A 25846-nucleotide genomic window follows, 5' to 3' on the forward strand; every position below is an offset into this window, starting at 1 on the left:
TTATCCCTGCTTCGCCAATGGCAGGTGGATGCGGAAATGGGTGAGGCCTGCCTTGTCGTCGCGCTCGTGGGCGATGCGGCCGTCCATATCCTGGACGAGCCGCCGGACGAGCGCGAGGCCTAGCCCTTGCCCGCTCTTCTTGCTGCTCACGAATGGCTCGAACACGTGGGGGCGCAATTCGGGGTCGATGCCGGGGCCGTTGTCGCTCACGGTCAGTTCGACCGGTAGGCGGATCGAGCGGCCTGGACGAATTGCATTGAAAATATGGCCGCTGACATAGCGCGTTTTCACGGTGATGCGGGCGTCTTCCGTTCCCGCGCAGGCGTCGCGGGCGTTCGCCAGCAGGTTGATCATCACCTGCTCCAAGGCGCCCTCGTTGCCAAGGACGGGCGGCAGCGAGGGGTCAAACTCCTCGACCAGTTCTACCCCGCGCAGGCCGCCACCACGAACCGTTCCGATGGCCCGGCGGACCCCTTCGTGCAGGTTGAGCGGCGCATTGGGTTCAGCCCCGCGTGCGCCGATGCGCTGCATCCGGTCGATGAGGGATGCGATCCGGGTAACTTCGGTCGCGATCAGGTCGGCGAGTGGGCGGTCCTTTTGCTCCAGCTTGCGAGCGATAAGCTGCCCCGCCCCGCGAATTGCCGCGAGCGGGTTCTTGATCTCGTGGGCCAGGACTGCGGGTGCGCCGAGCGAGCCCGCCCCGCGATCGTCGTCGTCCATCTCGCCCTGTCCGGCTTCCGATAGAGTCACCACACGCCAGCCCGGATGAGTGGGCAACGGCGACACCGACATATTGACGCGGTGAACCTGCTGGCCAGCACGGATCATTACGCCCCGCGCCACGACTGGCGCGGTTTCGTCGCGGGAATGCGCAGTCACCCGCGGATCGTCGATCTGGACGATGTCGAACAGTGGACGACCGATGATCCGATGCGCGCTGCGGCCGAGCATCTCTTCGCTGGCCGGGTTGGCCTCGACGATGAAGAGTTCAGGATCGAGCAGCAGCGTCGCGAACACCAGGCCGGCGAGCTGTTCGCGCGGTCCCGGTCGGCCCGAAAGCGTGGTCACGCCGCCTGACGCAGCAGGAGCGGTTCGTAAAAGCGGCCGATCTCGCCGAGGACTTGCGCCGCGTCGTCGATGAAGTTCGCCTTGTTGCGGAACTCGGCCGATCCGTGGAGGCCCTTCGTGTACCAGCCGACGTGCTTGCGGGCCATCTTCACGCCGGTGTACTCGCCGTAGTGATCGAGCATAGCGCGGTAGTGTTCGACAAGCGTCGCGTGCTGTTCGTCCATGCCTGGATCGGCGAGAGCCTCGCCCGTCCGCCACCATTGCATGACCTGGCCGAGCAGCCACGGACGGCCATAAGCGCCCCGCCCGATCATCAGGCCGTCCGCGCCCGACTGTTCGAGTGCTTTCGCCGCGTCGGCAATCGAGCAGATGTCGCCGTTGACGATGACCGGGATCGACACCGCGTCCTTGACCTTGCGCACGAAGGCCCAGTCGGCGCTGCCCTTGTACATTTGGTTGCGCGTGCGGCCGTGAACGGTGATCATCTTGACGCCCAGGTCCTCGGCGATGCGCGAAAGTTCCGGGGCGTTGAGGCAGTCGTGGTCCCAGCCCATCCGCATCTTGACCGTGACGGGCACGTTGACCGCCTTCACGGTCGCTTGCATCAGCCGGACCGCAAGCGGAACCTCGCGCATGAGCGCACTACCCGCATATTGGCCGACGACCTTGCGCACCGGGCAACCGAAGTTGATGTCGATGATTGCAGCGCCGTTGGCTTCCTGCATCCGCGCGGCTTCGGCCATCGAGACCGGGTCGCACCCGACTAGCTGCATCGAAACCGGATCCTCGACAGGCGCCCATGCGGCTTTCTGGATCGACTGGCGCGTTTCGCGGATCGCCGCTTCGCTGGCGATCATCTCGGTCACGTTGAGGCCTGAGCCATAGCGCCGCACGAGAGTGCGAAACGGCATGTCGGTCACGCCCGTCATCGGTGCGAGCACGACCGGCGTGTCGACGGTGACGGGGCCGACATGGATCGGCCGCAACGGGGGCGGAGAGGGTAGCGCGCTCATGGTCCGGTGGAATGCCTAAAATTTGGGCAGCGCATAGTGGATTGAAGGGGTCGGCGCAAGGCGGTAGCGCGCGGTCACCGATGACTGCCCTCCCCCCCTTCGCCGCGATCGTCGTTGCCGCCGGGCAAGGTTTGCGCGCGGGACAACCGGTGCCGAAGCAGTTCGCGCAGTGGCGCGGCAAGCCGGTGGTGCGGCATTCGGTCGAGGCGCTGGCGGCCGCAGGGGCTGATCCAATCCTCGTGGCGATCCCGCACGGGGGCGAGGAAGTGGCTGCAGCGGCGCTCAATGGACTGCCCGTCGTCATGGTGACGGGCGGAGCGACGAGGCAGGACTCCGTCCGGCTCGCGCTTGAAGCACTCGGAGATGCAGAGCGGGTATTGATCCACGATGCGGCCCGCCCCGGGTTGCGCGGCCCTGTCATCGATCGCCTGCTGTCCGCACTCGACCAGCATCCCGGCGCCATTCCGGTCTTGCAGGTGGTCGACAGCCTCGCGGTAGACGACGGCGGGACGATGGCCGGATCGACCGACCGGGCCGCGCTTCGTCGGGTCCAGACCCCGCAAGCATTCCGCTTCGCAGACATCCTCGCCGCGCACCGCGATTGGCAAGACCAGAGCGATGCGGGCGACGATGCGCAAGTCCTGCATGCGGCGGGAGGCAGCGTCATGCTAGTCGAGGGCGACGAAGCGCTCGCCAAGCTGACATTCGCAGGAGATTTCGTGGACGCGCTCCCAGCCATCCGGACAGGCACCGGCTTTGACGTCCATCGCCTGGCGCCGGGCGAGGAGCTGTGGCTCTGCGGTGTGCAGGTGCCCCACACGCTCGGCCTTGCCGGTCATTCCGATGCCGACGTCGGCATCCACGCGCTCGTCGACGCCCTGCTCGGTGCGGTGGGAGCGGGCGACATCGGCCAGCACTTCCCACCGAGCGATGCGCAGTGGAAGGGCGCGCCCTCCTCGCGCTTTCTCGAGCATGCCGTGTCGCTCGTCAAAGCGGCGGGTTACCGGGTCGGGAACATCGACGTAACGCTGATCTGCGAGGCACCCAAGGTCGGCCCGCACAGGGATGCCATGCGCCAGCGGCTCGCGGAGCTTGCCGAGGTCGATGCAGGCGCGGTAAATGTGAAGGCCACTACCACCGAGCGGCTCGGGTTCGCGGGCCGTGGCGAAGGGATCGCCGCGCAGGCCGTCGCGACCGTCATCCGCAACGCATGAGGTTTTCCTTGAAACGCACTCCCGCCCTGCTCGCTGCCGCTGCCCTCGCTGCGCTGATACCCGCCCAGGTTCAGGCGCAGGCGGCGAAGGCCTGCCTGACCGAGCGCGAGGTCGCGCAGATGGCGATCTATTCGGTGCCCGCCGTGGTCGAGGGAGTTCGAGGCAAGTGTTCCGCTCGCCTGTCAAAGTCCGGTTTCCTCGCCACGCGCGGCGACACCTTCGCGCAGAAGTATGCGGCCCTCCAGGGCGAGACTTGGCCGGTCGCAAAGTCGGCGATCCTGAAGTACGTCGGAGGCAAGGCGGGTGCGGCCAAGGCGAACGACCCCATCGCCATGTTCGCCGCCCTCCCCGACGAGTCCGTCCGTCCGCTGGTGGACGCGATGATCTCGCAAAAGGTCGGCGAGGCGGTGAAGCCTGAGCATTGCACCAACGTCGAACGCGGGATGCAGCTCGCGTCGGTGATGAACCCGCGCGACAGCGGCGCGATGATCGGTTTCGTGCTGGCGATGACCAAGCCCAAGAACACACCGATCTGCCCGGCCGCTTCGTGAGCGGCCTGCTCCCCGCCGAGATCGTCGACCTCGCCCGCCGCGTCGTCGAGGAGAACGCCGCGATCGGCCGGCGCGTAGCGCTCGCCGAAAGCTGCACCGGCGGGTTGGTCGCAGCCGCGCTGACCGAGATCCCTGGGTCGTCGGCAGTCCTCGATCGCGGGTTCGTGACCTATTCGAACGATGCCAAGGTGCAAGAGCTCGACGTATCGAGCGAGATCATCGAGACGTTCGGCGCAGTCTCGATCGCGTGCGTCTGGGCAATGGCGCAGGGCGCCCTCACCCACTCGTCCGCGGATGTCGCAATCGCGATCAGCGGCGTTGCTGGACCGGATGGCGGTACAGCGCTCAAACCGGTCGGCACGGTGGTGTTCGCGCGCGCCTGCCGCGAAGGCGATGGGGAACCCGAAGGCGAGATGAAGCAGTTCGACGGGCAGACGCGGTCGGAAATCCGCCGTCAGGCGACGCTTGAAGCGCTCTCGCTGCTGCTGCCGTAAAGCTCGTGCGCCCGCGCCTCGAACGCGGCTACCATCTTGCGGAACGCCCGGTCGAAATACTGACCCGCAAGCGCCTCGAACACCGCGTTGCGAAAGGTGAAATCAACGCGGAAATCGACCTCGCACCCACCGTCTGGCAGCGGACGGAATTTCCAGCAGTTGTCGAGGTCCTTCATCGGCCCGTCGAGGTAGAACACTTCGATCCGGCGTGGTCGCTCCTTCTCGACCCGCGAGGTGAATTTCTCTCGCAAATGCTTGAAACCCACGAGCATGTCGGCGACCAACTCGGTCTCGCTGTTCGACTTGACGCGCGTGGCGATGACCCACGGCAGGAATTCCTGGTAGCGACCGACATCGGCCACCAAGTCGAACATCTGCTCCGCCGAATAGGGCAGCGCGTAGACTTCGTGGATCCCCGGCATTAGCGCGACAGCTTGGCCAGCTTCTCCTCGCGCGCGGCGCGCATGGCCGCGAAGTCGTCTCCGGCATGATAGCTCGATCGTGTCAGCGGGCTCGCGGCGACCTGCAGGAACCCCTTGGCCCGCGCGATCGCGCCATAGGCGGCGAACGCCTTGGGTGTGACGAAATCCTCGACCTTCGCATGGCGCGGGGTGGGCTGCAGGTACTGGCCCATGGTGATGAAATCGATGTCGGCACTGCGCATGTCGTCCATCACCTGGTGAACCTCAAGGCGCTGCTCGCCGAGGCCCAGCATGATCCCGCTCTTGGTGAAGATGCGCGGATTGTGCGACTTCACTTCCTCGAGCAATCGGAGCGAGGCGTAGTAGCGCGCGCCTGGCCGGATCGTGGGATAGAGCCGGGGCACCGTTTCCAGGTTGTGATTGTAGACGTCGGGGCCCGCCGCGACGATCGCCTCGACCGCAGGGCGCATCTTGTTGCGGAAATCCGGCGTCAGGATCTCGATCGTCGTGTTCGGCGTCTCGCGCCGAAGCGCCTCTATGACCTTCACGAACTGCCCCGCCCCGCCGTCCGGCAGGTCGTCGCGGTCGACACTGGTGACGACGATGTGTTCGAGGCCCAACTTTGCAGCGGCGGTGGCGACGTGTTCTGGCTCGAGCGGATCGACCATGCGCGGCATACCTGTCTTGACGTTGCAAAAGGCACAGGCGCGCGTGCACACGTCGCCGAGGATCATCACCGTGGCGTGCTTTTTGGTCCAGCACTCGCCGATATTCGGGCAGGCCGCTTCCTCGCACACGGTGTTAAGCGACAGGTCGCGCATGAGCTGACGCGTTTCGTTGTAGCCCTTGCTCACCGGCGCCTTTACCCGGATCCATTCGGGCTTGCGTTGGCGCTCTGGGCGCGCGGGGATCGGCGGTGCGGACGCGAGATCGTTCATGATGCGCACTTAGGCTCGGGGGTTGTCAGGTGCAATCCCGTGCGGCATCGGCAGCGCGATGAATACGACTCCCTCGCTCGAGCTCGCCGGCCTTGTCGAAGGCTATCGCCGCTTCCGCCAGAACGCCTGGACTCCGCGCCTCGAACGTTGGGCGGCGCTGGGCACGGGGCAAGAGCCCAAAATCATGGTGATCGCCTGTTCCGACAGCCGGGTCGATCCTGCGCAGATCTTCGACGTCGCGCCGGGCGAAATCTTTGTCGTCCGCAACGTCGCGGCGATGGTGCCGCCGTTCGAGACCACGCCCGGCCATCACGGCGTGTCGGCGGCTCTCGAATTCGCGGTCCAGTTCCTCAAGGTGCGCGAGATCGTTGTCATGGGCCACGGCCTGTGCGGCGGGTGCAAGGCGGCGCTCACACAGTCGATGCACGGGACCGAACCCGGCAACGGTGGCTTTATCGCGGACTGGATCGACCTGCTCGACGAAGCGCGCGAGGATGTCGTCGCCAAGCACGGTACCGAAGGCCGCGAGGCTGAGCGGGCGATGGAGATGGCAGGGGTCAAGGTCAGCCTCGCCAACCTGCGCACCTTCCCGTGTGTCCAGGAACTGGAATCGCGCGGGAAGCTGCGGCTGCGCGGCGCGTTTTTTGCGATTTCGGACGGCGTGCTTCACCTGCTTCACGAGGGAAGCGGCGAGTTCGAGCCGGTTGCGTAACTGCGCGGAGCGGCCCATCTGACCGCGTATGGAAAACAATAACGATAACCTGAAGAACATCGCCCTGCTGATCGACGCAGACAACACGACGCCAGCCGGGATTGACCCTGTCCTCACCGTCATGGCCGAGCTCGGCCAGGTCAACATCCGCCGCGCATATGGCAACTTTGCCAAGCAGGGCCTCTCGAAATGGGGCGAGATCACCAACAAGTACGGCATCCGCCCGCAGCAGCAATTCGACGTGTCGAAGGGCAAGAATGCCACCGACATGGCAATGACCATCGATGCGATCGACCTTCTTTATCAAGGCAAGGTGGACGGATTCGGGATCATGAGCTCGGACAGCGACTTCACACCCTTGGTTACCCGGCTGCGGCAGGATGGTCTGGTCGTCTACGGATTTGGCAGCGACAAGACTCCGCAACCTTTCAAGAGCGCGTGCACGCGCTTCATCGATATCGACCAGCTCATCCGCGCCGCTTCGACCGAAGACAGCGTTTCACCCCGGTCGAAAGACACGGTAACAGTGGACGACGATCTGATCGAGCTGATCGGCGCTGCGTACAAGGAGGCTAGGCGCGACGAGACGGGCTATGCCAAGCTCCAGCAGGTCGGACAGATCGCCGGTAACCGGTCGAGCTTCGACGTCCGCAACTACGGCTTCAAGAGCTTGAGCGACCTGTTCAGATCGCTCGAGAATTTCAAGGTCGAACAGCGCGAGGGCGGCCAACTTTGGGTCAAGCGCCTGCGCTGAACGCGCCAAGCGCCAGCGCTGAACGCGCAGAGGGCGCGCAGTCTTTCGACCACGCGCCCTCCGAGTTACTCGTCTGAAAAGGTTCAGGCGCCCTTCTGACCGGCGTAGATGCTCCACAACTGGGCGATCGTGGCACGCGGGCCCTGGACCTTGGCGAAGTTCGCCTTGGCTTCGGCCGTCTTGCCCTGATCGACCTGCGCGATACCGAGGCGGGTGAGAACCCGCGCCGAATCGACGCCCGGCTTCCCGAGAGCGCTCGTGTAGAACTCCTCCGCCTTGGCCGGCTGGCCATAGCTCAGGAAGGCATCCCCCGCCGCCATCGCGGTCGCCGCAGTCGCTCCGCCGGCCCTGGCGTCCCGCTCCAGGCCAGCCAGGTCCGCCGTGTCGGCTTTCACCCGGCCCGAAGCAATCGTGCGGGCTTCGGCGATGAACACGTCGTTCGACTTCAGTTTGCCTGCGGCGATGCCGGCACCGATCACCTTGTCCACTTCGCCCGGAAGGCGGCGCGCATCGGCGGCGGTGATGTAATCTGCGTAATCACGCTCCGAGCGCAATGCGTTGGTACGCGAAGCAAGTCGCATCAGGTCGAGAAGTTCCTGACCCTCGAAGTTGTACAGGTTCCGCTGGATGGCGATCGCATCGCCCCAGCTGGTCTGCGAGGGATAGTACTGCGCGTACTGGCCCGCGTACTTCACCGACACCTGGTCGAGCTTGGCCTGATAAGCCTGCGCAAGCGCGCGCTTCAGCCACGCTTCGGGCACCGGCTGCCCCGCTGCAGTCTTCTTGGCGATCGCCTTGTCGATTTCCGCGACGCCGGCCTGCGGTTGGTTCTCGGCGAAATAGGTTTCCGCGATGATCAGTTCGGCATCGCCGGTGTAACCCGCCGCGATCGCCGCCTGCGCGCGGGTCCGCGCCTTGGCGTAGTTCTTGGCGTTGTAGGCAAGCTGGGCCGATGCAAAGGTATTGCGCGCAAGGTCGGCAGCCGGGGTGCGGCCGCTGTCGAGCATCATGTCGAGGCCCTGCTCCTGCAAGGCGATGTCGCTGGTCTTCGCACCGATGTTGTAGGTCACCTGACCGGCGGCGAACTTATCATCGGGGGTCGACGCGGCAGCAACCATCCCGGCAACCTGAGCCTTGAGCGGGGTCAGGTCGCCACCGGCGTTGAGAGCGGCCGCTAGCGGCTGGTACGCCGCGACGAACGGCTTGGAGTAATTGGCCTTCGCGGCAGGCTGCTCCTTGTCCTTCTTCTGGGCGATGGCAGGCGTGGCAGCCGCGGTCATGCCGGCAGCGGCAGTGGTCGCAAGCGCAAGGGCAAGAGCAAGCCGCGAGGCGGCCGGGCGAATCGTGGGCATAGAGTGGTCTCCCAAGGATGAGCTTGGCCCGCAGGCGAGCCGATTGCCGAACACCAGGCGCTACTGACGCGGTGCGAACGACAATGCAATTCGAACTAGGGATTCGGGCGTGAACGCGTATTGAACGATGGTTTCAGCAAGCCGTCAGAGCTTGCGGTCGGCGAACACTAAACATATGTGGAAAAGGGCCCGCCAGAGCCCCACATGGGGCCGACCGAACTGGCGAATTTGCGCCCCGTCCCCTAGGCAAATCTTAGCCCTCCGCGCCTGTGCGCGCGCCACCGAAACGGCAGACCATTGAGCGACGATACAGACACCCTGACCCCGCCGGCCTCGCCGGAAGAATATGCTCGCGTCGACATCGTCGACGAGATGAAAACGAGCTACCTCGATTACGCGATGAGCGTGATCGTGGCGCGTGCCCTGCCCGACGTGCGCGATGGCCTGAAGCCGGTTCACCGGCGTATCCTGTTCGCAAGCAATGAAGGCGGCTTCGTCGCGGGACGCCCCTATCGCAAGAGCGCCAAGATCGTCGGCGACGTGATGGGCAACTATCACCCGCACGGCGACAGCGCGATCTACGATGCGCTCGCTCGCATGGTGCAGCCGTGGTCCCTGCGCGTTCCGCTGATCGACGGTCAGGGCAACTTCGGCTCGATGGATCCCGATCCGCCGGCCTCGATGCGGTATACCGAGGCACGGCTTGCCCGCGTTGCCAACAGCCTACTCGACGATCTCGACAAGGACACGGTCGATTTCGCCGAGAATTACGACGGCAGCCGCAAGGAGCCGACGGTCCTGCCGGCGCGATTCCCCAACCTGCTCGTCAACGGCGCGGGTGGAATCGCCGTCGGCATGGCGACCAATATCCCGCCGCATAATCTCGGCGAAGTGATCGACGGCTGTCTCGCGCTGATCGACGATCCGCTGATGACGCCCGAGGCGCTCATGCAGATCATTCCGGGGCCTGATTTCCCGACCGCGCCGCTGATCCTCGGCCAGACGGGTGCGCGCAACGCCTACATGACCGGGCGCGGATCGATCCTGATGCGTGCGCGGCACGTGATCGAGAAAACCCGCGGCGACCGCGAATCGATCGTCTTCACTTCGATCCCCTACCAGGTCGGCAAGTCGGGCCTCGTCGAGAAGATCGCCGAGGCCGCGAAGGACAAGCGGATCGAGGGCATCTCCGACATCCGCGACGAGACGTCGAACCGCGGAGGAGTGCGCGTGGTCGTCGATCTGAAGCGCGATGCCACAGCGGAGGTCGTGCTCAACCAGATCTGGCGCCACACTCCGGCGCAAGCGAGCTTTCCGGCAAACATGCTGGCGATCCGCGGCGGCCGCCCCGAAACGCTCGGCCTCAAGGACATCCTGCAGGCGTTCGTGACCTTCCGCGAGGAGGTGATCACTCGCCGCACCAAGTTCGAACTCGCAAAGGCGCGCGACCGCGCGCACATCTTGCTCGGCCTCGTGGTCGCGGTCTCCAACCTCGACGAGGTGGTGGCGATGATCCGCGGTTCGTCGAATCCGGCCGATGCACGGGCGAAGCTGCTCGCCAAGAAATGGCCGATCGGCGACATCGCGCAGTACATCGCACTGGTCGAGGCGATCGAACCGACCGATGCCGAACACGGCGGTACCTACCAGCTTTCCGAGCGGCAGGTCCGTGCGATCCTCGAACTCAGGCTCCACCGCCTCACCGCGCTCGGCCGCGACGAGATCGGCGACGAACTCAAGGGACTTGCATCCGCGATCGAAGAGTATCTCTCGATCCTGGCCGACAGAACCAAGCTCTACGACGTGATGCGCGCCGAGCTGCGCGAAATCCGCGACCTCTACGCGACCCCGCGCCTCAGCGAGATCGCCCCTGCGTGGGACGGCCTCGAGGACGAGGACCTGATCGAGCGCGACGAAATGGTCGTGACGGTTACGCTCGACGGCTACATCAAGCGCACCCCGCTCTCGACCTTCCGGGCCCAGCATCGCGGCGGCAAGGGCCGCGCGGGCATGGCGACGAAGCAAGAGGACGCGGTGTCGGAGATGTTCGTCACTTCGACGCACAACCCGGTGCTGTTCTTCTCGACCGCGGGCAAGGTCTATCGCCTGAAAGTGTGGAAGCTGCCCGAGGGCGGTCCGACGACGCGCGGACGGCCGATCGTGAACCTGCTCCCGGCGCTCGACGACGGCGAGACGATCGCCACCGTCCTTCCGCTGCCGGAGGACGAAAGCACCTGGGGCGCGCTCAACGTCGTGTTCGCCACCGCCAAGGGCAACGTGCGCCGCAACTCGATGGACGCGTTCGCCAACGTGCCGTCGAACGGCAAGTTCGCGATGAAGTTCGAGGACGGCAGCGCCGACCGTTTGATCGGCGTGGCGCTGCTCGAGCCAGGCGACGATGTGCTGCTCGCCTCGCGCGGCGGCAAGGCGATCCGCTTCGATGGTGAGGACGTGCGCGAATTCCAGAGCCGGACCAGTACCGGCGTACGCGGGATGCGCCTGCTCGGCGGCGACGAGGTCGTTTCGCTCTCGATCCTCCACAAGGTCGGAACCGGACAAGAGGAGCGCGAACAGTATCTCCGCTTCGCCCCATGGAAGGCGGAGAAGGAAGGCGAGCCCGAACTCGCGCCGGAACGCTTCGCCGAACTGGCCGATCGCGAGCAGTTCATCCTTACCGTCTGCGCCAACGGCTACGGCAAGCTGTCGTCCGCCTACGAATACCGGCGTACCGGCCGGGGCGGACAGGGCATCACCAACATCGACAACATCAAGCGCAACGGCCCCGTGGTCGCCAGCTTCCCTGCCACGCAGGCGCACCAGCTGATGCTGGTGACCGACCAAGCGAAGCTGATCCGGTTGCCGCTCGAAAGCCTGCGCGTGATCGGTCGCGGTTCGGCGGGCGTCCGCCTGTTCAACGTCGCCGACAACGAGCACGTCGTGAGCGCTGTCCGCCTCGATGAGGAGGAAGGTCCCGAAAACGCTGCCGAAGAGGCGATCGCGGAAGAGATGGAGGCTCGGGGCTCCGAGGTGACCGAAATCTACACTCCGCCGCAGTCGGACGACGACATCGTAGGCGAGCCAGACGAGTAACCTCCGGCCGCCCTGCGACCATCGGGCCTGGTCTTCAGACCCGATGGTCGCGGCGAATGGTGCGGATCACCCCCGTGCAGATCAGGAACTGTCCCGCGTAGTAGAGCGGCCAGACGAACCATTCGGTGAGCGACTGGTCGAGCACGCCGCCGAGCCGGGCGAAGATCAGCAGGTCGCTCGCCACGAACAGCAATGCGCCAATGCCGAGATGGTAGCGGCTGAACCGGCTGAGCCACGCCGTTGCGGCCATCGCGCCGAGTGCGAGCGCGTAGATCACCGCCAGGACGTCGTTGGCGAGCAGCCAGGCGGCCAGCGGCACGCCTACCAGCAGCGAGGTCGCAGCGCCGATCTGTCTTGCCGTCGGATGCGGCCGCGCGTTGAAGCGATAGAGCGTGATCGCGACGAGGTGGGAGAGCAGGAACAGCGCTCCTCCTGCCACGGTCGACAGTTCGATCCCGACGTCGCCAGCGGCCCCGATCGCCATCACCGCGGCTACCAGCCTCGCATCGCGTCCCTTCCCGCGAGTGAGGGCATAGATAGCCAATGCCGCCACCGAACCGCCCTTCAGCGCGATCAGGAACCACCCGCCGAGCGCACTGTCGCTGAGCACCCAGAACGCGATCGCCATCGCGAGCCCGGCGAGGAGCCAAGGGCGGCTGTCAATCAATGTGCGTCTGGCCACGTCCGCAAATCCCCCCTCGATTGCTTTCCGCGTGCCTAGCTGGCAGCGGCGGGCATTGTCGAGGCGTCAGACGGGCTTGTCGCAGACCGCCTCGATGTTCGCTCCATCCGGATCGTAAACGAAGGCTGCGTAATAGTTCGATCCGTAGTGCGGGCGTGGGCCGGGTGCGCCATTGTCGCGGCCGCCAGCGGCAAGGGCCGCGTCGTAGAACGCGCGCACGGCTTCGTGACTGTCGGCGTCGAACGCGACATGGATCCCCTCGCCTACCTTCTCGTTGTCGCCGATCCAGAACAGTCCGTTGTCGCCTTCCTCGCCATAGCCGACGGCGGTCCCGCCGCTTTCGGTCTGGCCGGGGCCGAATTCCATCGTGATCTTCATACCCAGCGGCGCGAGCGCGGCGGAATAGAAGCGCTTCGACCGTTCGATGTCGGACACCGGAATGCCAAGGTGGTTCACGGGCATGGGAAATCTCCTCGTCAATGGGCCTCACGGGCGATAACGGGCGAGGATGGATACGGTTCACATCATCGGCGGCGGGCTCGCGGGCAGCGAAGCGGCGTGGCAGCTCGGAAAGCGCGGCATCCCGGTGCGGCTGTCCGAAATGCGCGGCAGTGGCAGCACCACGCCTGCACATCAGGGCGATGGCCTTGCGGAGCTGGTGTGCTCGAACTCGTTCCGTTCGGACGACGATGCGAAAAATGCGGTCGGCCTGCTCCACCACGAAATGCGTCGCCTCGACAGCCTGGTGATGCGGGCCGGCGAGGAAGCGCGGGTCCCGGCGGGATCGGCGATGGCTGTCGACCGCGACGTCTTCTCTGCCGCCATCGAACGTGAACTGGCAGCGCTCCCCAACGTAGAGATCGTGCGCGAACGGATCGATGCCCTGCCTGCGTCAGGCCGCACCATCGTCGCCACCGGTCCTCTCACCGGGACGGCTCTCGCGGAAAGCATCGCTGCGGCCACGGGGCAGGACAGCCTCGCCTTCTTCGATGCCATCGCCCCGATCGTCCATCGCGATACGATCGACATGCACGTCGCCTGGATGGCTGCACGCTGGGACAAAGGAGGAAAGGACTACATCAACTGCCCGATGACCCGCGAGCAATACGCGGCATTCGTGCAGGGCTTGCTCGACGGCGAGAAAACCGCATTCCGCGAGTGGGAAGAGAACACGCCCTACTTCGAGGGGTGCATGCCGATCGAGGTCATGGCCGAGCGAGGCCCCGAGACCTTGCGCTTCGGGCCGATGAAGCCGGTGGGCCTGGACAATCCGCACGCCGCCACGCCCGAGCACCCCAACGGCCGCTGGCCCTATGCAGTCGTGCAATTGCGGCAGGACAACAAGCTCGGCACGCTGTTCAACATGGTCGGCTTCCAGACCAAGTTGAAGCACGCCGAGCAGGTGCGCCTGTTCCGCACGATTCCCGGCCTCGAGAACGCGGAGTTCGCCCGTCTCGGCGGTCTCCATCGCAACACGTTCCTGAACTCACCGCTGGTGCTCGACCGCGAGCTCCGCCTGAAGGGCGCAGAGCACGTGCGCTTCGCGGGTCAGATCACCGGCTGCGAAGGCTATGTAGAAAGCGCGTCGGTGGGGTTGCTCGCGGGCCTGATGACCGCCGCCGAGGTGACAGGCGAACCCTGGAGCTCCCCTCCCCGCACGACGGCGCTCGGCGCGCTGCTGGCGCATATAACCGGGGATGCCGAGGCCGAGACCTACCAGCCGATGAACATCAATTTTGGTCTGTTCCCGCCGCTGCATGACGTGCGTAAGAAGGCTCGCAAGGAGGCCTATACCGACCGCGCGAAGGCCGACTTGGCCGAGTGGAAGGACGGTCGCGAGGTCCTGCCCGCCTAGCAGCGGCAGGCCGGCTTTCGTGCCGTCGGACGCGGCGCGGTCGAGCGAAATTCGGCCATGTCGAGTTCCCGGTCGCTATTCGCGTCGGCCTTCTCGAAGCGATTGACCGTCGCGACCGCCCACTCCTCGAAGTCGAGCAGGTTGTTGCCGTCCTTGTCGAGCTTGCGAAACGCCTCGCTGCGCGTCGAGAGCATCTCGTTGCGGGTCACCCGCCGGTCGCGATTACGATCGTAGCGGAAGAAGCGCTGCTCCTCGCGGGTGAGTTCGGTCGCCTCGGGCGGCGCTGGTCCCCTGAGGTCCCCGGCGTTCGTCGTGGGCAGGCTCGCTGGATCGGACGTGACGGGCTGCTGGATGGGGGGCGGGGCGCCCTCCTCCACTTCGGCCCGGCCCTGCCACCAGAACAACCCGATGCCGACCATCACGAGCGCCAGCAATGCCCCGAGTACCAGCTTGTTCATGCGCGCCCCTGAACTGAAATCACTTTCGCTGTCATAGGTTAGCGGCGGAAGATGCCAACCCGCAACGCTGTGATTGCGGCCCCGCGTCCGTGGCAAAGCGGCTCCCCGCGTTCGATCGAGCGCCTCGCAAGCGCATCGAGGACCGCTACCCCGCGCACCGACCTTGGCATCGGTCTGCCCTGCGCGATCGCCAGCGTGAGGCCAAGCGCGCGATCACGCTCGAGCGGGTGTGATGTTCGGAGTGCGAAGTCTGCGAGTGCCCAGCGCTTGCCGGCATCGGCCACCTCGCGGACATCGGAGCAGCCATCGGCCGTTCGCGCGAAAGCTGCCAACGCGCTGGCGCGCGCATCGGCAAATTTTGCGATGGAGATTTCCGACAGGGGGGCATCGCCCAGAAGCTCCTCCCAACCATCGACGAGCGCGCCGAGCGCAGCATCGGAACCAGCCCAATGAATCCCGATGGCATCGAGCACGGGATCGCCGCGCGGCCGATTGCCGGGCGCTTCGCTCAGGCGCTCGCGCCACCACGCAAGGCGCAACTGGCCGAGAACCGGCTCGCTCACTCCGGCCACAAGCGTTCCAAGCCGTTCATCGAACAGGAACAGCGTGGCGAGCATTTCGCGGTGCGCTGCGGGTTGCCAAGCCAAGGCTAGCCGCAAGGCCGGATGCAAGGGATCGGGCAAAGTCACCGCCCGCCCTTCCGGTGTCGCCGCCGCCCGTGTCAAGCGCTCCGCCGAGGTGGCAACACCTTATTAACCCTGTCGTTTGGCATTCTGCTTACCTTGCGTCCGCTAAGGCACCCGGTGAACGGCCGCAGCTATCACAGGGAATGCTGACCATGGGGGCACTTGCCGACTTTCTCGGGCGCCTGCGCAGGAACCGCAGCGGCAACGCATTGCTGATCATGGCGGCGGGGATGCCCGCGCTGATCGGCGGGGCCGGTTTCGCGGTCGACATGACGCAATGGTACATGTGGAAAGCCGAGTTGCAGTTCGCGGTCGACCAGGCCGCGCTTGCCGGTGCCCATGCGCGAACGAGCGATGAGACCAAGGATACTTACGAGACGCGCGCCCGGCAGGAGTTCGCCGCGAACCTTGATCGCACGGCCGCGCTCGACGACGAGACCGATCCGGTTGCCGAAGTATCGCTGGAGGACTGGGCGACGGGTCATAACAACAGCGTCACCGTCAGCGCTTCGGTCACGCACACATTGCCATTCTCGAGCTTCCTGACCGGTAGCGGCACGACCGTCAGCGTCAGCGCGCAAGCCGCGTTCGAGAAAGGCACAACCTACACCAGCTGCCTCGTCGCGGTCGATCCGGACGCGGAAGGTGCAGTTACTATCGGCGGTAGCGCGGAGTTCATCGCGGGCTGCGGCATCGCGGCACTGTCGACCGACGAACTTGCAATCAAGGTCAACGGCAGCCCGACGATCGACGCGGGCTGGCTGCTCGCGGCAGGCGGGATCGACGACTGGTTCGACAACCCGGATAATTCCAACGATACCGTTCTCGAGAACCAGGAAGGGCTTACCGACCCGTTCGCGGGACTGACGCCGCCGACCAACGATACGCCGCGGACCTACGCCTGCCCGAAGGGCAAGGCGACAACGACATATATTGCGGATTCGATCTCGACACGAACCCAAGTGAGCTACGCGTACTACAAGAGGAACGGCAACAACTACACCGGCCAATCTTACGCTGGTGCCAAGACTAACGTTGATGACACGCAAACCCAGACCAACGTCACGTTGTCTGGCCTCCCCGCGTCCAACACGGAAGTCACCGGTCCGACGCAAAGCGCCATGGTGGTTGTGTCGGGATCGGGCAACAGCAGGATCTACGAGCAGTCCACGACGACGATCACGAAGACCTATGTCAACGCTCGTGCCGTTACGACCGAGGGTAAGGGTAGCCCCGCCATCCTCGAGCCGGGCACCTACAGCGACCTCACACTCCGTTGCGATACTGTGTTCAACTCGGGCATCTATGTGATCAGCGGCGGCTCGTTGGTGATCCACTCACAATACAACGTAACCGGCGCAGGTGTCCTGTTCGTCCTCAAGAACGGCGCTGGTCTCCAAGTGAACGGCGGCGCGAACGTCAGTCTGACGGCAATGACGGTTTCGCAGCTCGAGGCGGCTGGCTTGACCAACGAGCAGGCAGTGAAACTCGCGGGGATGCTGATCTTCGAGGATCGCAACTCCTCCGGCAACGCGCACAACAAGATCAATGGCAATTCGAGCACCATCCTCAATGGCACGGTCTACCTGCCCGTGAGCAACCTCGACATCATGGGTTCGGCCGGTGTTACCAGCCAGTGCCTCATGCTCGTGGCCAACACGATCACGCTGACCGGTAACGTCGAAATGACGAGCTTCTGCCCCGCGGGCATGAGCGAAAGCGACGCGGTGCTCACGACCAACGACCGAGTGAGGCTCGTCGCGTGATCGCTCCATTGCGCCTGTTTAAGCGCCTTCGCCGGGACCTGCGCGGGACGATGTTGATCGAAACCGCAGTGATCGCGCCCGCGCTCCTGACTCTGTCGATCGGCGGGTTCGAAGTGGCGACCATGGTCGCCAAGCAGAGCCGCCTGCAGTCGACCGCCGAGTTGGCGACCGAAATCGTGACCGTCACCGCCCCCGATACGGATGGTGAGCGGCTGGCAATCCAGACCGAACTGTCGCAAGCCCTGCCCGCAAATGCGTCGATCCAGGTGCAGTTCCAGTATCGCTGCGGCACCGAAACGACGCTTTCGACGACGGTTCCGATCGGGTGCAGCGAGGATATGCTCGCGACCTACCTGCACATCGAACTGTCCGATTACTATGAGCCCCTGTGGACCGATTTCGGCATCGGCAGCGGTTTCGATTACAACGTCGAACGAACGGTGCAGGTGTCGTGATTGCGCACCGCCTTCATCGCCTCGCCGCCGACGACCGTGCATCGGTCGTGGTGGAATTCGGGCTCATCGCGCCCGCATTCCTCGTGATGCTGCTTGGCGTATTCCAGGTGGGCATCTGGATGCAGTCCTACAATGCGATGCGCGATTCGATCGCTGAAACCGCGCGCAACATCTCGGTCGAATATCAGACCGACAACAAATTGACTGATTCGCAGATCCAGGACGTCGGCCTCGCAGTCGCGACGACAAAGCCATACATGCTAAACCTTCAACACACCCAGGTCACGGTCAACAAGGCCGGTGTTCCGGCGCAACTGATCCCGGGCACGCGCAAGATGACACTGACGATCAATTACCAGACCCCGTCTTTCCTTGGCGTGGTCGGCATCGACGGTCCAGAACTGGAATATACCCGGTCGCTGTTCGTGGAGATCTGATCGCCCCGTGGCGACAGGTCTAGCGTATCCACCATTCCGTTTGATCAAGGCGATCGGCGGCCGGCGGTTGATCGCACACACCTCTATTCAATTATGAAGCAGGTTCGCGGCGCACTCTCGCGGCTCGCCACATCCATCTTCGAACCGGTCGCGGAGTGCGACCGGTTCGAAGGTATCGCCGACTACTACGGCTAGTTGCGGTAGCAGACCTTGCGCGCCGCCTCGGCAATCCGCGGGGCATCGATCAGCGCGAGCTTCTCGAGATTGGCGGCATAGGGCAGCGGAACGTCCTCGTCGCAAACCCGCAGGACAGGTGCATCGAGATGGTCGAAGCCGTCCTCCATGCAGATCGCCATCACTTCGGATGCGATCGAGCAGGTCGGCCAGCCTTCTTCGGCGATGATCAGGCGATTGGTCTTGGCGAGCGAGGTGAGGATCGCTTCCTTGTCGAGCGGGCGCAGCGTGCGCAGGTCGATCACTTCGGCTTCGATGCCCTCGCCGGCGAGGGTTTCCGCGGCATCGAGCGCAAGACCGACGCCGATCGAATAGCTGACGATCGTCACGTCGCTGCCCTCGCGAACGATACGCGCCTTCCCGATCGGCAGGACGTAATCGTCGAGATCGGGAATGTCGAAGCTGCGGCCGTAAACGAGTTCGTTCTCGAGGAAGACGACCGGATCTTCGCTGCGGATCGCGGCCTTGAGCAGGCCCTTGGCATCGGCCGCATCGTAGGGCGCGATCACGATCAGGCCGGGGACGCTGGCGTACCACGGTCCGTAGTTCTGGCTGTGCTGCGCGCCGACGCGACTCGCCGCGCCGTTGGGTCCGCGGAACACCACCGGACAGCGCATCTGCCCGCCCGACATGTAGTTGGTCTTGGCCGCCGAATTGATGATGTGGTCGATCGCCTGCATGGCGAAATTGAACGTCATGAATTCGACGATCGGGCGCAGGCCGCCCATCGCGGCTCCGGTGCCGATACCGGCAAAGCCGTATTCGGTGATCGGGGTGTCGATCACCCGCTTCGGCCCGAATTCGTCCAGCAGTCCCTGGGTCACCTTGTAGGCGCCCTGGTACTGAGCGACTTCCTCGCCCATCACGAACACGCGGTCGTCGGCGCGCATTTCCTCGGCCATCGCGTCGCGCAGGGCCTCGCGGACAGTCACCGACTTCATCGCAGTGCCGGTCGGGACGGAGGGATCGCTGACTGGCTCGCGCTTCGCGGGTGCCGGAGCGTCGGCCGCCGGTGCATCGGCATGAGCGGGAGCGGGGGCAGGCGCCGCCGCCGGTTCGGGCGCAGCAGGAGCGCTTGCGACCTCACCGACCTCTCCCGCCATCGTCGCGATAACCGCGCCGACCTTCACGTTCTCGGTTCCCTCGGCGACGAGGATCTGGCCGATCGTGCCTTCATCGACCGCTTCGAATTCCATCGTCGCCTTGTCGGTCTCGATCTCGGCGAGGATGTCGCCGGCGGAAACGCTGTCGCCTTCCTTGACCAGCCACTTGGCGAGCGTGCCCTCTTCCATCGTCGGCGAGAGCGCGGGCATCTTGAGTTCGAGCGCCATCAGTAGGACTCCACCAGAACGTCGGTGTAGAGTTCGGCGGTCCCGGGTTGAGGCGAGCTCTCGGCGAAATCGGCGGATTCGGACACGGCGGTGCGGATGCGCTTGTCGATGTCCTTCAGCTTCTCTTCGGCCACGCCGCGCTCCATCAGTTCCTTTTTCGCCCGTTCGATCGGATCGTTGTGTTCGCGCTGGTCCTGCACTTCCTCGCGCGTGCGGTACTTGGCAGGGTCGGACATCGAGTGGCCGCGATAGCGATAGGTGTTGAGCTCCATGAGAACCGGACCCTTGCCGTCCCGCACGTGCTTGAAGGCGACTTCGGCAGCCTGGCGCACCTCGAGCACATCCATCCCGTTCACGTCCATGCCGGGAATGCGGAAGGCGGTGCCGCGGCGGTAGAATTCGGTTTCCGCCGAGCTGCGCGAAACGGCCGTGCCCATCGCGTACTGGTTGTTCTCGATCGCGAACACGATCGGCAGCTTCCACAGCGCCGCCATGTTCATCGTCTCGTAGACCTGCCCCTGGTTCGCCGCGCCGTCGCCGAAGTATGCGAGGCACAGGCCGCCATCGCCGCGATACTGGTGGCCGAGCGCGAGACCGCCACCGAGCGAGACTTGCGCGCCGACGATGCCGTGCCCGCCGTAGAAGCGATGCTCGGTCGAGAACATGTGCATCGAGCCGCCCTTGCCCTTGCTGATCCCGGCCTCGCGCCCGGTCAGTTCGGCCATGATGACCTTGGGATCGATCCCGTAGGCGAGCATGTGCCCGTGGTCGCGGTACCCGGTGATGACGCTGTCGAGGCCCTCGGTCAGCGCGGACTGAAGCCCGACCGCGACCGCTTCCTGCCCGATATAGAGATGGCAGAAGCCGCCGATCAGTCCGAGGCCGTAGAGCTGCCCCGCCCGCTCCTCGAAGCGGCGAATGAGCAGCATCTGCTCGTAGAAGTTGAGAAGTTCCTCGTCCTTCGCGTTGTACCGCAACGATTTCGCATGCTCTTCCTGCAGGGAGTGCAGCACGAAATCCAGTTTCGCCTGGTCGGTGATCTTCGCCTTCTTCGCGGCGGCGGACTTTGCGGGCGCGGTGCCCTTGCTGGCGGTCTTGGCCAAGTGTTCGGTTCCTCGACTTTGGGGCTGCTGGGGAGGCAGCGAGGTACTGCGCGCCTATGGCGCAAGCCATGGCGGGGCGCAATGCGCGTGCATACGAAAACCCGCCCGACGTAGCGTCGGGCGCGGTGGCGCCTAGCGTTCGCCTTCGGGCTTGAGCAGGATGACGACTTCGTCCGGGTGAAGGACGTTGAGCTTCTCGCGGATCAACTCGCCCGCGAAGTCGGCATCGGCGTGGTTCGGGTTGAGCGCATCGACTTGCAGCTTCAGTTCGTTGCGCTGGTGGGTCAGCGAGGCGATCTGCGCCCGGCGCTCGTCGAGCAGGCGCAGGTTGTCCCCCCAGGCGAGCAGTCCGCTCGGCCCCAGGATTGCCATGGCGCCCAGGATCAGGAGCACGGCCAGCGCGATGCCCCGCGCCAACCGTTCCTTCGGCGATTCTATGCGATGCCCTTCCCGTGTCACGAAAGCGACAGAATCACAGTTAACGCTGCGATTCAAGATGTTTGTCGCGAGTTTTGCGACATGACGTGAAAAGCCCGGGCCGACCGCGTGGTCGACCCGGGCTTCCCGGGAGTGGCCCCGCCTTACGGGAAGGTGGGCGGCGGAGCCGCGGGTACTTGCTTTATTCCGCAGCTTCAGTGGCTTCCGCCTGCTTGCGCGCGGTCTTTTCGAGCTTGCCTTCACCCATGGCCGAGATCAGCAGCGAGCCCGAGCCGGTGAAGTTGCCGGCCGGCACCGTCGCCGGGCCGTCCTCGGTCTGGACGACGAGATGCTGCACCCGCCCGCGGCCGTCCGCGATGACCTGCTTCACCACACCGATCCGGTCGCCGTCGTCGTCCGTCACCGGCATTCCGCGCGAGATGTCGAACGTCCCGGCCGCCTGCCCGGCTGCACTACCGGCCAGCGCGAGCTGACCCGCAGCGCCGGAGAACATCCCGCTGGCGGCACCCGAAGCGGAACCGCTTGCGCTACCGGCGGCACTCGCCGCCCCGCTCACAGTGCCGCGCGCCGTCGAGGCAACGCCGCGGGCCGTGCCGACCGCGCTCTGGCCCAGTCCGCGAACCGCGTCGGTTCCGATGAGTTGCGCGTCGGCGCCGACAGCGCCGCTACCCTGCGCGCTGCCCGAACCCGATCCGGCGAGGTTGCCGACCGGGCTGGCGACGGTCTGGTCGAGCGAACCCGAGCCCTGCGCCGAACCCTTGCGGTTGGCCGAGACGCGGCCCGACTTGCGATCGACCGACTGCGAACCCTCGGTCGAACCGGTGGCGGACCCGGCCCCGCGCGTCACGCTCTCGACCGAGCGAGTGGGCATATCGAGCGAACCCATGCCGCCGAGCGTGCCACCGATACTACCGCCGATATTTCCGCCGAGGCCGCCGCCGCCGAGGAGCTGGGCCTGCGCGGGCACTGCGGTCAGGAGCAGCGCGGCGGTCGTGGTGAGAATGATCTTCATGGTGCGTTCCTTCGTTATTCTCAGTCCGAAGGCCAGTTCACTGACCGGCCGTCGAAGAGAAAACGGAAGGGGCGTTCCGATCCATCCATCACCATTCAAAAATTTTTGCTAACCAACTGAATTTCAGCGGCACTTTTCGCAAACAAGCCCGCGCCCGTATGTGCCGTCGGGGCCCTTCTTGCCGAGATCGCGGGCTTCTCCATCGACCCTGGAGCGCCAGTTCGAGCCGCCCGCCGCGGCGATACGGGCGGCGACCAGTGGAGCGGCGAACGAGGTGCCCCGCAGCTTCTTCGCGCGGCCCCGCGCGTCGGTGCCCGAGATGTCGGCAGCCGGCGCCGCATAATCCAGATGGAGCGCCCGACCAGCCTCGATCAGCGCCCGGTTCCGTCCGTCGACACCCGTCACCGCGACCACCGATGGATAACTGGCCGGATAAGCCGGGGGCGCGGCAGGTCCGTCGTTGCCGACGGCGGCCACCACCACGACGCCCTTCGCCGAGGCGGAAGCGATCGCGCGGGAGAGCAAGGCGTTGTTCGGCCCGACCAGCGATACGGTGACGACCTTGGCGCCTCCCGTAACCAGCCAACCCAGCCCGCGAGCGACCGCAGTGGCGCTGCCACCCGCCGGGTCGTTGCCGTAGACATCGGCCACAGCGATGTTGCGCGCGCCCGCCCGTTTGAGCAGCGACACCACCGCGCTGCCGTGGTCGCTGGCGACCGGCGCGCCCTTGGCGAATCCTTTGCTGGCCGCGACCGCGAGGCCGGCGCCGGGCGCTCCGTCGATGATGCCGATCCGGGTATTGATCGGCGCGCTCGTCGTTGCGGCTACCGCCGCGCCGCCGCGGCCGGATTGCTCGTATAGATGGTCCGGGGTCCACTCGATTCCCGGCGCAACGCGGCCGATGATCACTTCCAGATCGCGCAGCTTCGCACTGCCCGGTACGGCGAGGCGCATGGTGCTGACATCGAGCCCGTCGAACGTTTCGGTGCCGAGAACTCGGAACCCTGCAGCCTTCAACCCTTCGAGCGCGATCGGATTGGGATCGAACACGAGGATCTCTCCGCGCCGGGCCGGGTAGCCGTCGCGCGTCAGCTCAAGCGACTGAGGATTTGCGCGCACCAGCTTCTCGAACCGGGTTGCGCGAAGCGAGGCGAGTTGCCGCCCCGCATCGGCCAGCACCGGATCCATCGCACCGGTCACTCCGTCGATCACGCGTCCGACCGGCCCGGTGGGCAGCGGAACGCCGGGCACCGAAAGCTGTGCCGCCGCGGGAGCGGCGAGCAGCAGCGAAGCCAGGACAAGGTGGTAATTGCGGCGGTTCATCGTTCACCCGGTGACTTTTTTGCGCTTAACAGGGATGGAACGACGCGGGCCACCCGTTTCATCCACACGAAGCGCCGAATAGGAAGGCCAGGACCCATCGCCAGCGGCTTTGAAGACGAGATGGTCGCATTGCTCCCCAGGCTGCGCCGCTTTGCAGTCGGGCTGGCGCGCGACCGCGTCGATGGCGACGACCTAGTCCAACTGACGGTGGAACGGGCGCTGGCTTCCCGCACACAGTGGCAGGATGGCACGCGACTCGACAGCTGGATGTACAGGATCATGCGGAATATCTGGATCGACGAGGGGCGCAGCCGCACACGGCGGGCGCAAACCTTCACGGGTGAAGAGGCGGGCCTTTCGGTCGGTGGCGACGGCGGGCAGGAAGCTGCTGCCGAGCTCGGCGTCGTGGGCCGCGCGATGGACCGCCTGCCCGAGGACCAGCGCGAGGCGGTGATGCTCGTTCTTGTCGAGGGCTACAAATATGCCGAGGCCGCCGAGATCGTCGGGTGTCCGGTGGGCACGCTGACGTCCCGGCTCGGCAGGGGACGCGAGTCGCTGATGGCAATGCTGGGAGAGGCAGCATGACCTGGGATCTCGAAATCGTGCGTGCCTACGTCGACGGCGAACTCGACGACGTCACTGCCGCTCGGCTCTCGCGTGAAGCCGAAGCTGACAAGGAGCTTGCCGCGGCAATCGCGGCCGAGCGCTCTCTTCGTGAAGCACTTGGCGCGCACTTCGCGCCGATCCTCGCCGAGCCGGTGCCCGAGCACCTGACTGCCCCGTTCGATGCGGCGCGCAAGGTCGTCTCGCTCGACGAGGTGCGAAAGCGACGCTTGGGTTTCAATGCGCGGACGCTCCGCTGGGCGGCACCCGCGATGGCAGCGGCACTGGTCCTCGCGCTCGTCATTCCCGGCATGGGCGGCCGCCAAACCGAGACCCGCGACGGATTGACCTTCGCCTCGAACGACCTCGCGCAGGCGCTCGACAGCCAACTGGCCTCGGACCGACCACTCGGGGGCGAGACGCGGGTGCTGCTGAGCTTCGCCGACGATGCCGGCACACTCTGCCGCGGATTCGCCCGCGCCGACCTGTCGGGGATCGCCTGCCGCGAGGAAGGCGGATGGCACCTGCGCGTCCAGCGCGACGGAGTGGACGTGTCGGCAAGCGACTATCGCCAGGCAAGTTCGGTCGACAACGCGATCATGACCGCGGCTCAGGACATGGCAGCCGGACCGGCGCTCAACGCCGAACAGGAACGCGCCGCCAAGGCGCGCGGGTGGCAGGCTCAGTAGCTGCGCGGTAGCCCGAGCACGTGCTCGGCAAGATAGCTCAGGATCAGGTTCGTGCTGATCGGCGCGACGGTGTAGAGCCGGGCCTCGCGGAACTTGCGCTCGACGTCGTATTCCTCGGCGAACCCGAAGCCGCCGAAAGTCTGCACGCACATGTCGGCCGCAGCCCAGCTCGCCTCGCTGGCGAGAAGCTTGGCCATGTTGGCTTCCGCTCCCGGATTCCCGCCCGCGTCGTAGGCCTGCGCGGCGTGATGGACCATGAGTTCGGCCGCGCGCATCTGGGCGTAGCATCGCGCTATCGGAAACTGCACGCCTTGGTTTTGGCCGATTGATCGACCAAACACCTGACGGTCCCTGGCATATCCCACCGCCTTCTCGATGAACCACTTGGCATCGCCCACGCACTCGGCGGCGATGAGGATGCGCTCTGCGTTCATGCCCGACAGGATGTAGCGAAAGCCCTGCCCCTCCTCTCCGATCAGCGCGGAGGCGGGTATGCGGAGGTCGTCGAAGAACACCTCGGTGGTAGAGTGGTTCATCAGCGTACGGATCGGCTTGATCGTCAGTCCGTTGCCCAACGCCTCGCGCATGTCGACGAGGAAGATGCTGAGGCCTTCGGTCCGCTTGGCCGCCTCCTCGCGTGGGGTCGTGCGGGCGAGAAGAAGCATGAGGTCCGAATGCTCGGCCCGACTCGTCCAGATCTTCTGGCCGTTCACCACGTAGTGATCGCCGTTTCGCGCCGCGCGCGTCTTGAGCGACAGCGTGTCGGTCCCGCTGGTCGGTTCGGAGACGCCGAACGCCTGCAGGCGCAATTCGCCGCTCGCGATGCCCGGCAGGTATCGCGCCTTCTGCTCGTCGCTGCCGTACCGCAACAGGGTATTCATGATGTACATCTGCGCATGGGCGCTTGCGCCATTGCACCCGGCAGCCTGGATTTCCTCCATGATCACCGCCGCTGCATCGAGCTTGAGCCCGCTTCCGCCGAACTGCTCGGGGATCAGCGCGGCGAGGAAACCTGCCCTGGTCAGCGCATCGACGAATTCGGCGGGATATGCGCGCTCGCGATCCTTTTCGCGCCAGTACTCGCCGGGGAATTCCTCGCACAGCGCGCGCACCGCGCGGCGGATTTCTTGTAGGTCTTCCCGCTCGTTCAAATCGCCCCACCCTCG

At 65.5% G+C, this 25846-nt stretch carries 27 protein-coding genes; 12 read left to right on the forward strand and 15 right to left on the reverse strand.

From position 1 onward, the window contains the following. Both ACWPMX_RS05730 and dusB read right to left on the reverse strand, forming a co-directional pair. Complete coding sequence (locus ACWPMX_RS05730) at positions 1-1068, reverse strand: two-component system sensor histidine kinase NtrB (protein WP_455699074.1); 1068 nt, start codon at positions 1066-1068, stop codon at positions 1-3. Continuing rightward, positions 1065-2081, reverse strand: coding sequence for a tRNA dihydrouridine synthase DusB (dusB, locus tag ACWPMX_RS05735; protein ID WP_455699075.1), 1017 nt, complete (start codon positions 2079-2081; stop codon positions 1065-1067). The genes ACWPMX_RS05730 and dusB overlap by 4 nt, the downstream gene beginning before the upstream one ends. Positions 2082-2161: 80 nt before the next feature. Here dusB and ACWPMX_RS05740 point away from each other — a divergent pair, with 80 nt between their 5' ends. The 3 genes from ACWPMX_RS05740 to ACWPMX_RS05750 are packed head-to-tail and all read left to right on the forward strand — an operon-like array spanning position 2162 to position 4340. Beyond that, positions 2162-3295, forward strand: coding sequence for a bifunctional 2-C-methyl-D-erythritol 4-phosphate cytidylyltransferase/2-C-methyl-D-erythritol 2,4-cyclodiphosphate synthase (locus ACWPMX_RS05740; protein WP_455699076.1), 1134 nt, complete (start codon positions 2162-2164; stop codon positions 3293-3295). 8 nt (positions 3296-3303) lie between these two features. Beyond that, entirely contained in the window at positions 3304-3846 is a 543-nt protein-coding gene (locus tag ACWPMX_RS05745; protein ID WP_455699077.1) for a hypothetical protein, read from the forward strand. Further along, positions 3843-4340 carry a CinA family protein gene (locus ACWPMX_RS05750; protein WP_455699078.1) on the forward strand — a complete coding sequence of 166 codons (498 nt, stop codon included), beginning with the start codon at positions 3843-3845 and terminating at the stop codon, positions 4338-4340. Before ACWPMX_RS05745 ends, ACWPMX_RS05750 begins: the two co-directional genes overlap by 4 nt. Here the strand turns inward: ACWPMX_RS05750 and ACWPMX_RS05755 are convergent. Next, a complete protein-coding gene (locus tag ACWPMX_RS05755; RefSeq protein ID WP_455699079.1) occupies positions 4301-4762 on the reverse strand; it encodes a type II toxin-antitoxin system RatA family toxin in 462 nt (153 codons plus the stop codon). The genes ACWPMX_RS05750 and ACWPMX_RS05755 overlap by 40 nt on opposite strands. Further along, entirely contained in the window at positions 4762-5700 is a 939-nt protein-coding gene (gene lipA, locus ACWPMX_RS05760; protein ID WP_455699080.1) for a lipoyl synthase, read from the reverse strand. Before lipA ends, ACWPMX_RS05755 begins: the two co-directional genes overlap by 1 nt. Before the next feature lie 58 nt (positions 5701-5758). On the opposite strand from lipA, the gene ACWPMX_RS05765 reads away from it, so the two are divergent. After that, on the forward strand, positions 5759-6412 hold the full coding sequence (locus ACWPMX_RS05765) for a carbonic anhydrase (protein WP_455699081.1): 654 nt from the start codon (positions 5759-5761) through the stop codon (positions 6410-6412). A 28-nt stretch (positions 6413-6440) separates the two neighbouring features. Beyond that, positions 6441-7166 (forward strand): NYN domain-containing protein, encoded by a 726-nt coding sequence (locus ACWPMX_RS05770; protein WP_455699082.1) that lies wholly within the window; start codon positions 6441-6443, stop codon positions 7164-7166. A gap of 83 nt (positions 7167-7249) precedes the next feature. On the opposite strand, the gene ACWPMX_RS05775 is transcribed toward ACWPMX_RS05770, so the two are convergent. After that, positions 7250-8518 (reverse strand): hypothetical protein, encoded by a 1269-nt coding sequence (locus tag ACWPMX_RS05775; protein ID WP_455699083.1) that lies wholly within the window; start codon positions 8516-8518, stop codon positions 7250-7252. Between the two features lie 297 nt (positions 8519-8815). Here ACWPMX_RS05775 and gyrA point away from each other — a divergent pair, with 297 nt between their 5' ends. Continuing rightward, the gene (gene gyrA / locus ACWPMX_RS05780; protein ID WP_455699084.1) at positions 8816-11608 is read left to right on the forward strand and encodes a DNA gyrase subunit A; all 2793 of its coding nucleotides are present in this window, start codon (positions 8816-8818) and stop codon (positions 11606-11608) included. Between the two features lie 34 nt (positions 11609-11642). Here the strand turns inward: gyrA and ACWPMX_RS05785 are convergent, their stop codons facing one another. Both ACWPMX_RS05785 and ACWPMX_RS05790 read right to left on the reverse strand, forming a co-directional pair. Next, positions 11643-12290 (reverse strand): lysoplasmalogenase family protein, encoded by a 648-nt coding sequence (locus tag ACWPMX_RS05785; RefSeq protein ID WP_455699085.1) that lies wholly within the window; start codon positions 12288-12290, stop codon positions 11643-11645. Positions 12291-12356: 66 nt separating this feature from the next. After that, positions 12357-12752, reverse strand: a complete 396-nt coding sequence (locus ACWPMX_RS05790; RefSeq protein WP_455699086.1) for a VOC family protein — start codon at positions 12750-12752, stop codon at positions 12357-12359. Between the two features lie 46 nt (positions 12753-12798). Here ACWPMX_RS05790 and trmFO point away from each other — a divergent pair, with 46 nt between their 5' ends. Further along, positions 12799-14145: a methylenetetrahydrofolate--tRNA-(uracil(54)-C(5))-methyltransferase (FADH(2)-oxidizing) TrmFO gene (gene trmFO, locus ACWPMX_RS05795; RefSeq protein WP_455699087.1), complete on the forward strand. Its 1347-nt coding sequence runs from the start codon at positions 12799-12801 to the stop codon at positions 14143-14145. Here trmFO and ACWPMX_RS05800 read toward each other — a convergent pair. Together ACWPMX_RS05800 and ACWPMX_RS05805 are read right to left on the reverse strand one after the other, a co-directional pair. Beyond that, positions 14142-14603, reverse strand: coding sequence for a hypothetical protein (locus tag ACWPMX_RS05800; protein WP_455699088.1), 462 nt, complete (start codon positions 14601-14603; stop codon positions 14142-14144). The two genes, trmFO and ACWPMX_RS05800, sit on opposite strands and share 4 nt — an antisense overlap. 38 nt (positions 14604-14641) lie before the next feature. Next, the gene (locus tag ACWPMX_RS05805; RefSeq protein ID WP_455699089.1) at positions 14642-15250 is read right to left on the reverse strand and encodes a hypothetical protein; all 609 of its coding nucleotides are present in this window, start codon (positions 15248-15250) and stop codon (positions 14642-14644) included. 191 nt (positions 15251-15441) lie between these two features. On the opposite strand from ACWPMX_RS05805, the gene ACWPMX_RS05810 reads away from it, so the two are divergent. From ACWPMX_RS05810 to ACWPMX_RS05820, 3 genes are read left to right on the forward strand one after another with little or no spacing between them, the layout of a single operon-like run. Continuing rightward, positions 15442-17055: a TadE/TadG family type IV pilus assembly protein gene (locus ACWPMX_RS05810; protein WP_455699090.1), complete on the forward strand. Its 1614-nt coding sequence runs from the start codon at positions 15442-15444 to the stop codon at positions 17053-17055. Next, on the forward strand, positions 17052-17510 hold the full coding sequence (locus tag ACWPMX_RS05815) for a TadE/TadG family type IV pilus assembly protein (protein WP_455699091.1): 459 nt from the start codon (positions 17052-17054) through the stop codon (positions 17508-17510). Before ACWPMX_RS05810 ends, ACWPMX_RS05815 begins: the two co-directional genes overlap by 4 nt. Next, positions 17507-17947 (forward strand): TadE/TadG family type IV pilus assembly protein, encoded by a 441-nt coding sequence (locus ACWPMX_RS05820; RefSeq protein ID WP_455699092.1) that lies wholly within the window; start codon positions 17507-17509, stop codon positions 17945-17947. The genes ACWPMX_RS05815 and ACWPMX_RS05820 overlap by 4 nt, the downstream gene beginning before the upstream one ends. A 191-nt stretch (positions 17948-18138) precedes the next feature. Here ACWPMX_RS05820 and ACWPMX_RS05825 read toward each other — a convergent pair whose 3' ends face one another. The 5 genes from ACWPMX_RS05825 to ACWPMX_RS05845 all read right to left on the reverse strand — a co-directional run bounded on the left by ACWPMX_RS05825 (position 18139) and on the right by ACWPMX_RS05845 (position 23388). After that, positions 18139-19512, reverse strand: coding sequence for a pyruvate dehydrogenase complex E1 component subunit beta (locus tag ACWPMX_RS05825; protein ID WP_455699093.1), 1374 nt, complete (start codon positions 19510-19512; stop codon positions 18139-18141). Next, on the reverse strand, positions 19512-20552 hold the full coding sequence (gene pdhA / locus ACWPMX_RS05830; RefSeq protein WP_455700739.1) for a pyruvate dehydrogenase (acetyl-transferring) E1 component subunit alpha: 1041 nt from the start codon (positions 20550-20552) through the stop codon (positions 19512-19514). Before pdhA ends, ACWPMX_RS05825 begins: the two co-directional genes overlap by 1 nt. A 195-nt stretch (positions 20553-20747) precedes the next feature. Continuing rightward, the gene (locus tag ACWPMX_RS05835) at positions 20748-21032 is read right to left on the reverse strand and encodes an FtsB family cell division protein (protein WP_455699094.1); all 285 of its coding nucleotides are present in this window, start codon (positions 21030-21032) and stop codon (positions 20748-20750) included. Between the two features lie 202 nt (positions 21033-21234). Continuing rightward, the gene (locus ACWPMX_RS05840) at positions 21235-22065 is read right to left on the reverse strand and encodes a PRC-barrel domain-containing protein (protein ID WP_455699095.1); all 831 of its coding nucleotides are present in this window, start codon (positions 22063-22065) and stop codon (positions 21235-21237) included. Between the two features lie 123 nt (positions 22066-22188). After that, complete coding sequence (locus ACWPMX_RS05845; protein WP_455699096.1) at positions 22189-23388, reverse strand: S8 family serine peptidase; 1200 nt, start codon at positions 23386-23388, stop codon at positions 22189-22191. A 120-nt stretch (positions 23389-23508) separates the two neighbouring features. Here ACWPMX_RS05845 and ACWPMX_RS05850 point away from each other — a divergent pair, with 120 nt between their 5' ends. Both ACWPMX_RS05850 and ACWPMX_RS05855 read left to right on the forward strand, forming a co-directional pair. Continuing rightward, positions 23509-23973 (forward strand): RNA polymerase sigma factor, encoded by a 465-nt coding sequence (locus ACWPMX_RS05850; protein WP_455699097.1) that lies wholly within the window; start codon positions 23509-23511, stop codon positions 23971-23973. Further along, a complete protein-coding gene (locus tag ACWPMX_RS05855; RefSeq protein ID WP_455699098.1) occupies positions 23970-24680 on the forward strand; it encodes an anti-sigma factor family protein in 711 nt (236 codons plus the stop codon). Before ACWPMX_RS05850 ends, ACWPMX_RS05855 begins: the two co-directional genes overlap by 4 nt. Here ACWPMX_RS05855 and ACWPMX_RS05860 read toward each other — a convergent pair. Continuing rightward, positions 24674-25831 carry an acyl-CoA dehydrogenase family protein gene (locus ACWPMX_RS05860; protein WP_455699099.1) on the reverse strand — a complete coding sequence of 386 codons (1158 nt, stop codon included), beginning with the start codon at positions 25829-25831 and terminating at the stop codon, positions 24674-24676. The two genes, ACWPMX_RS05855 and ACWPMX_RS05860, sit on opposite strands and share 7 nt — an antisense overlap. Positions 25832-25846: the final 15 nt, after the last annotated feature.

This window comes from Tsuneonella sp. HG094 (assembly GCF_053819285.1).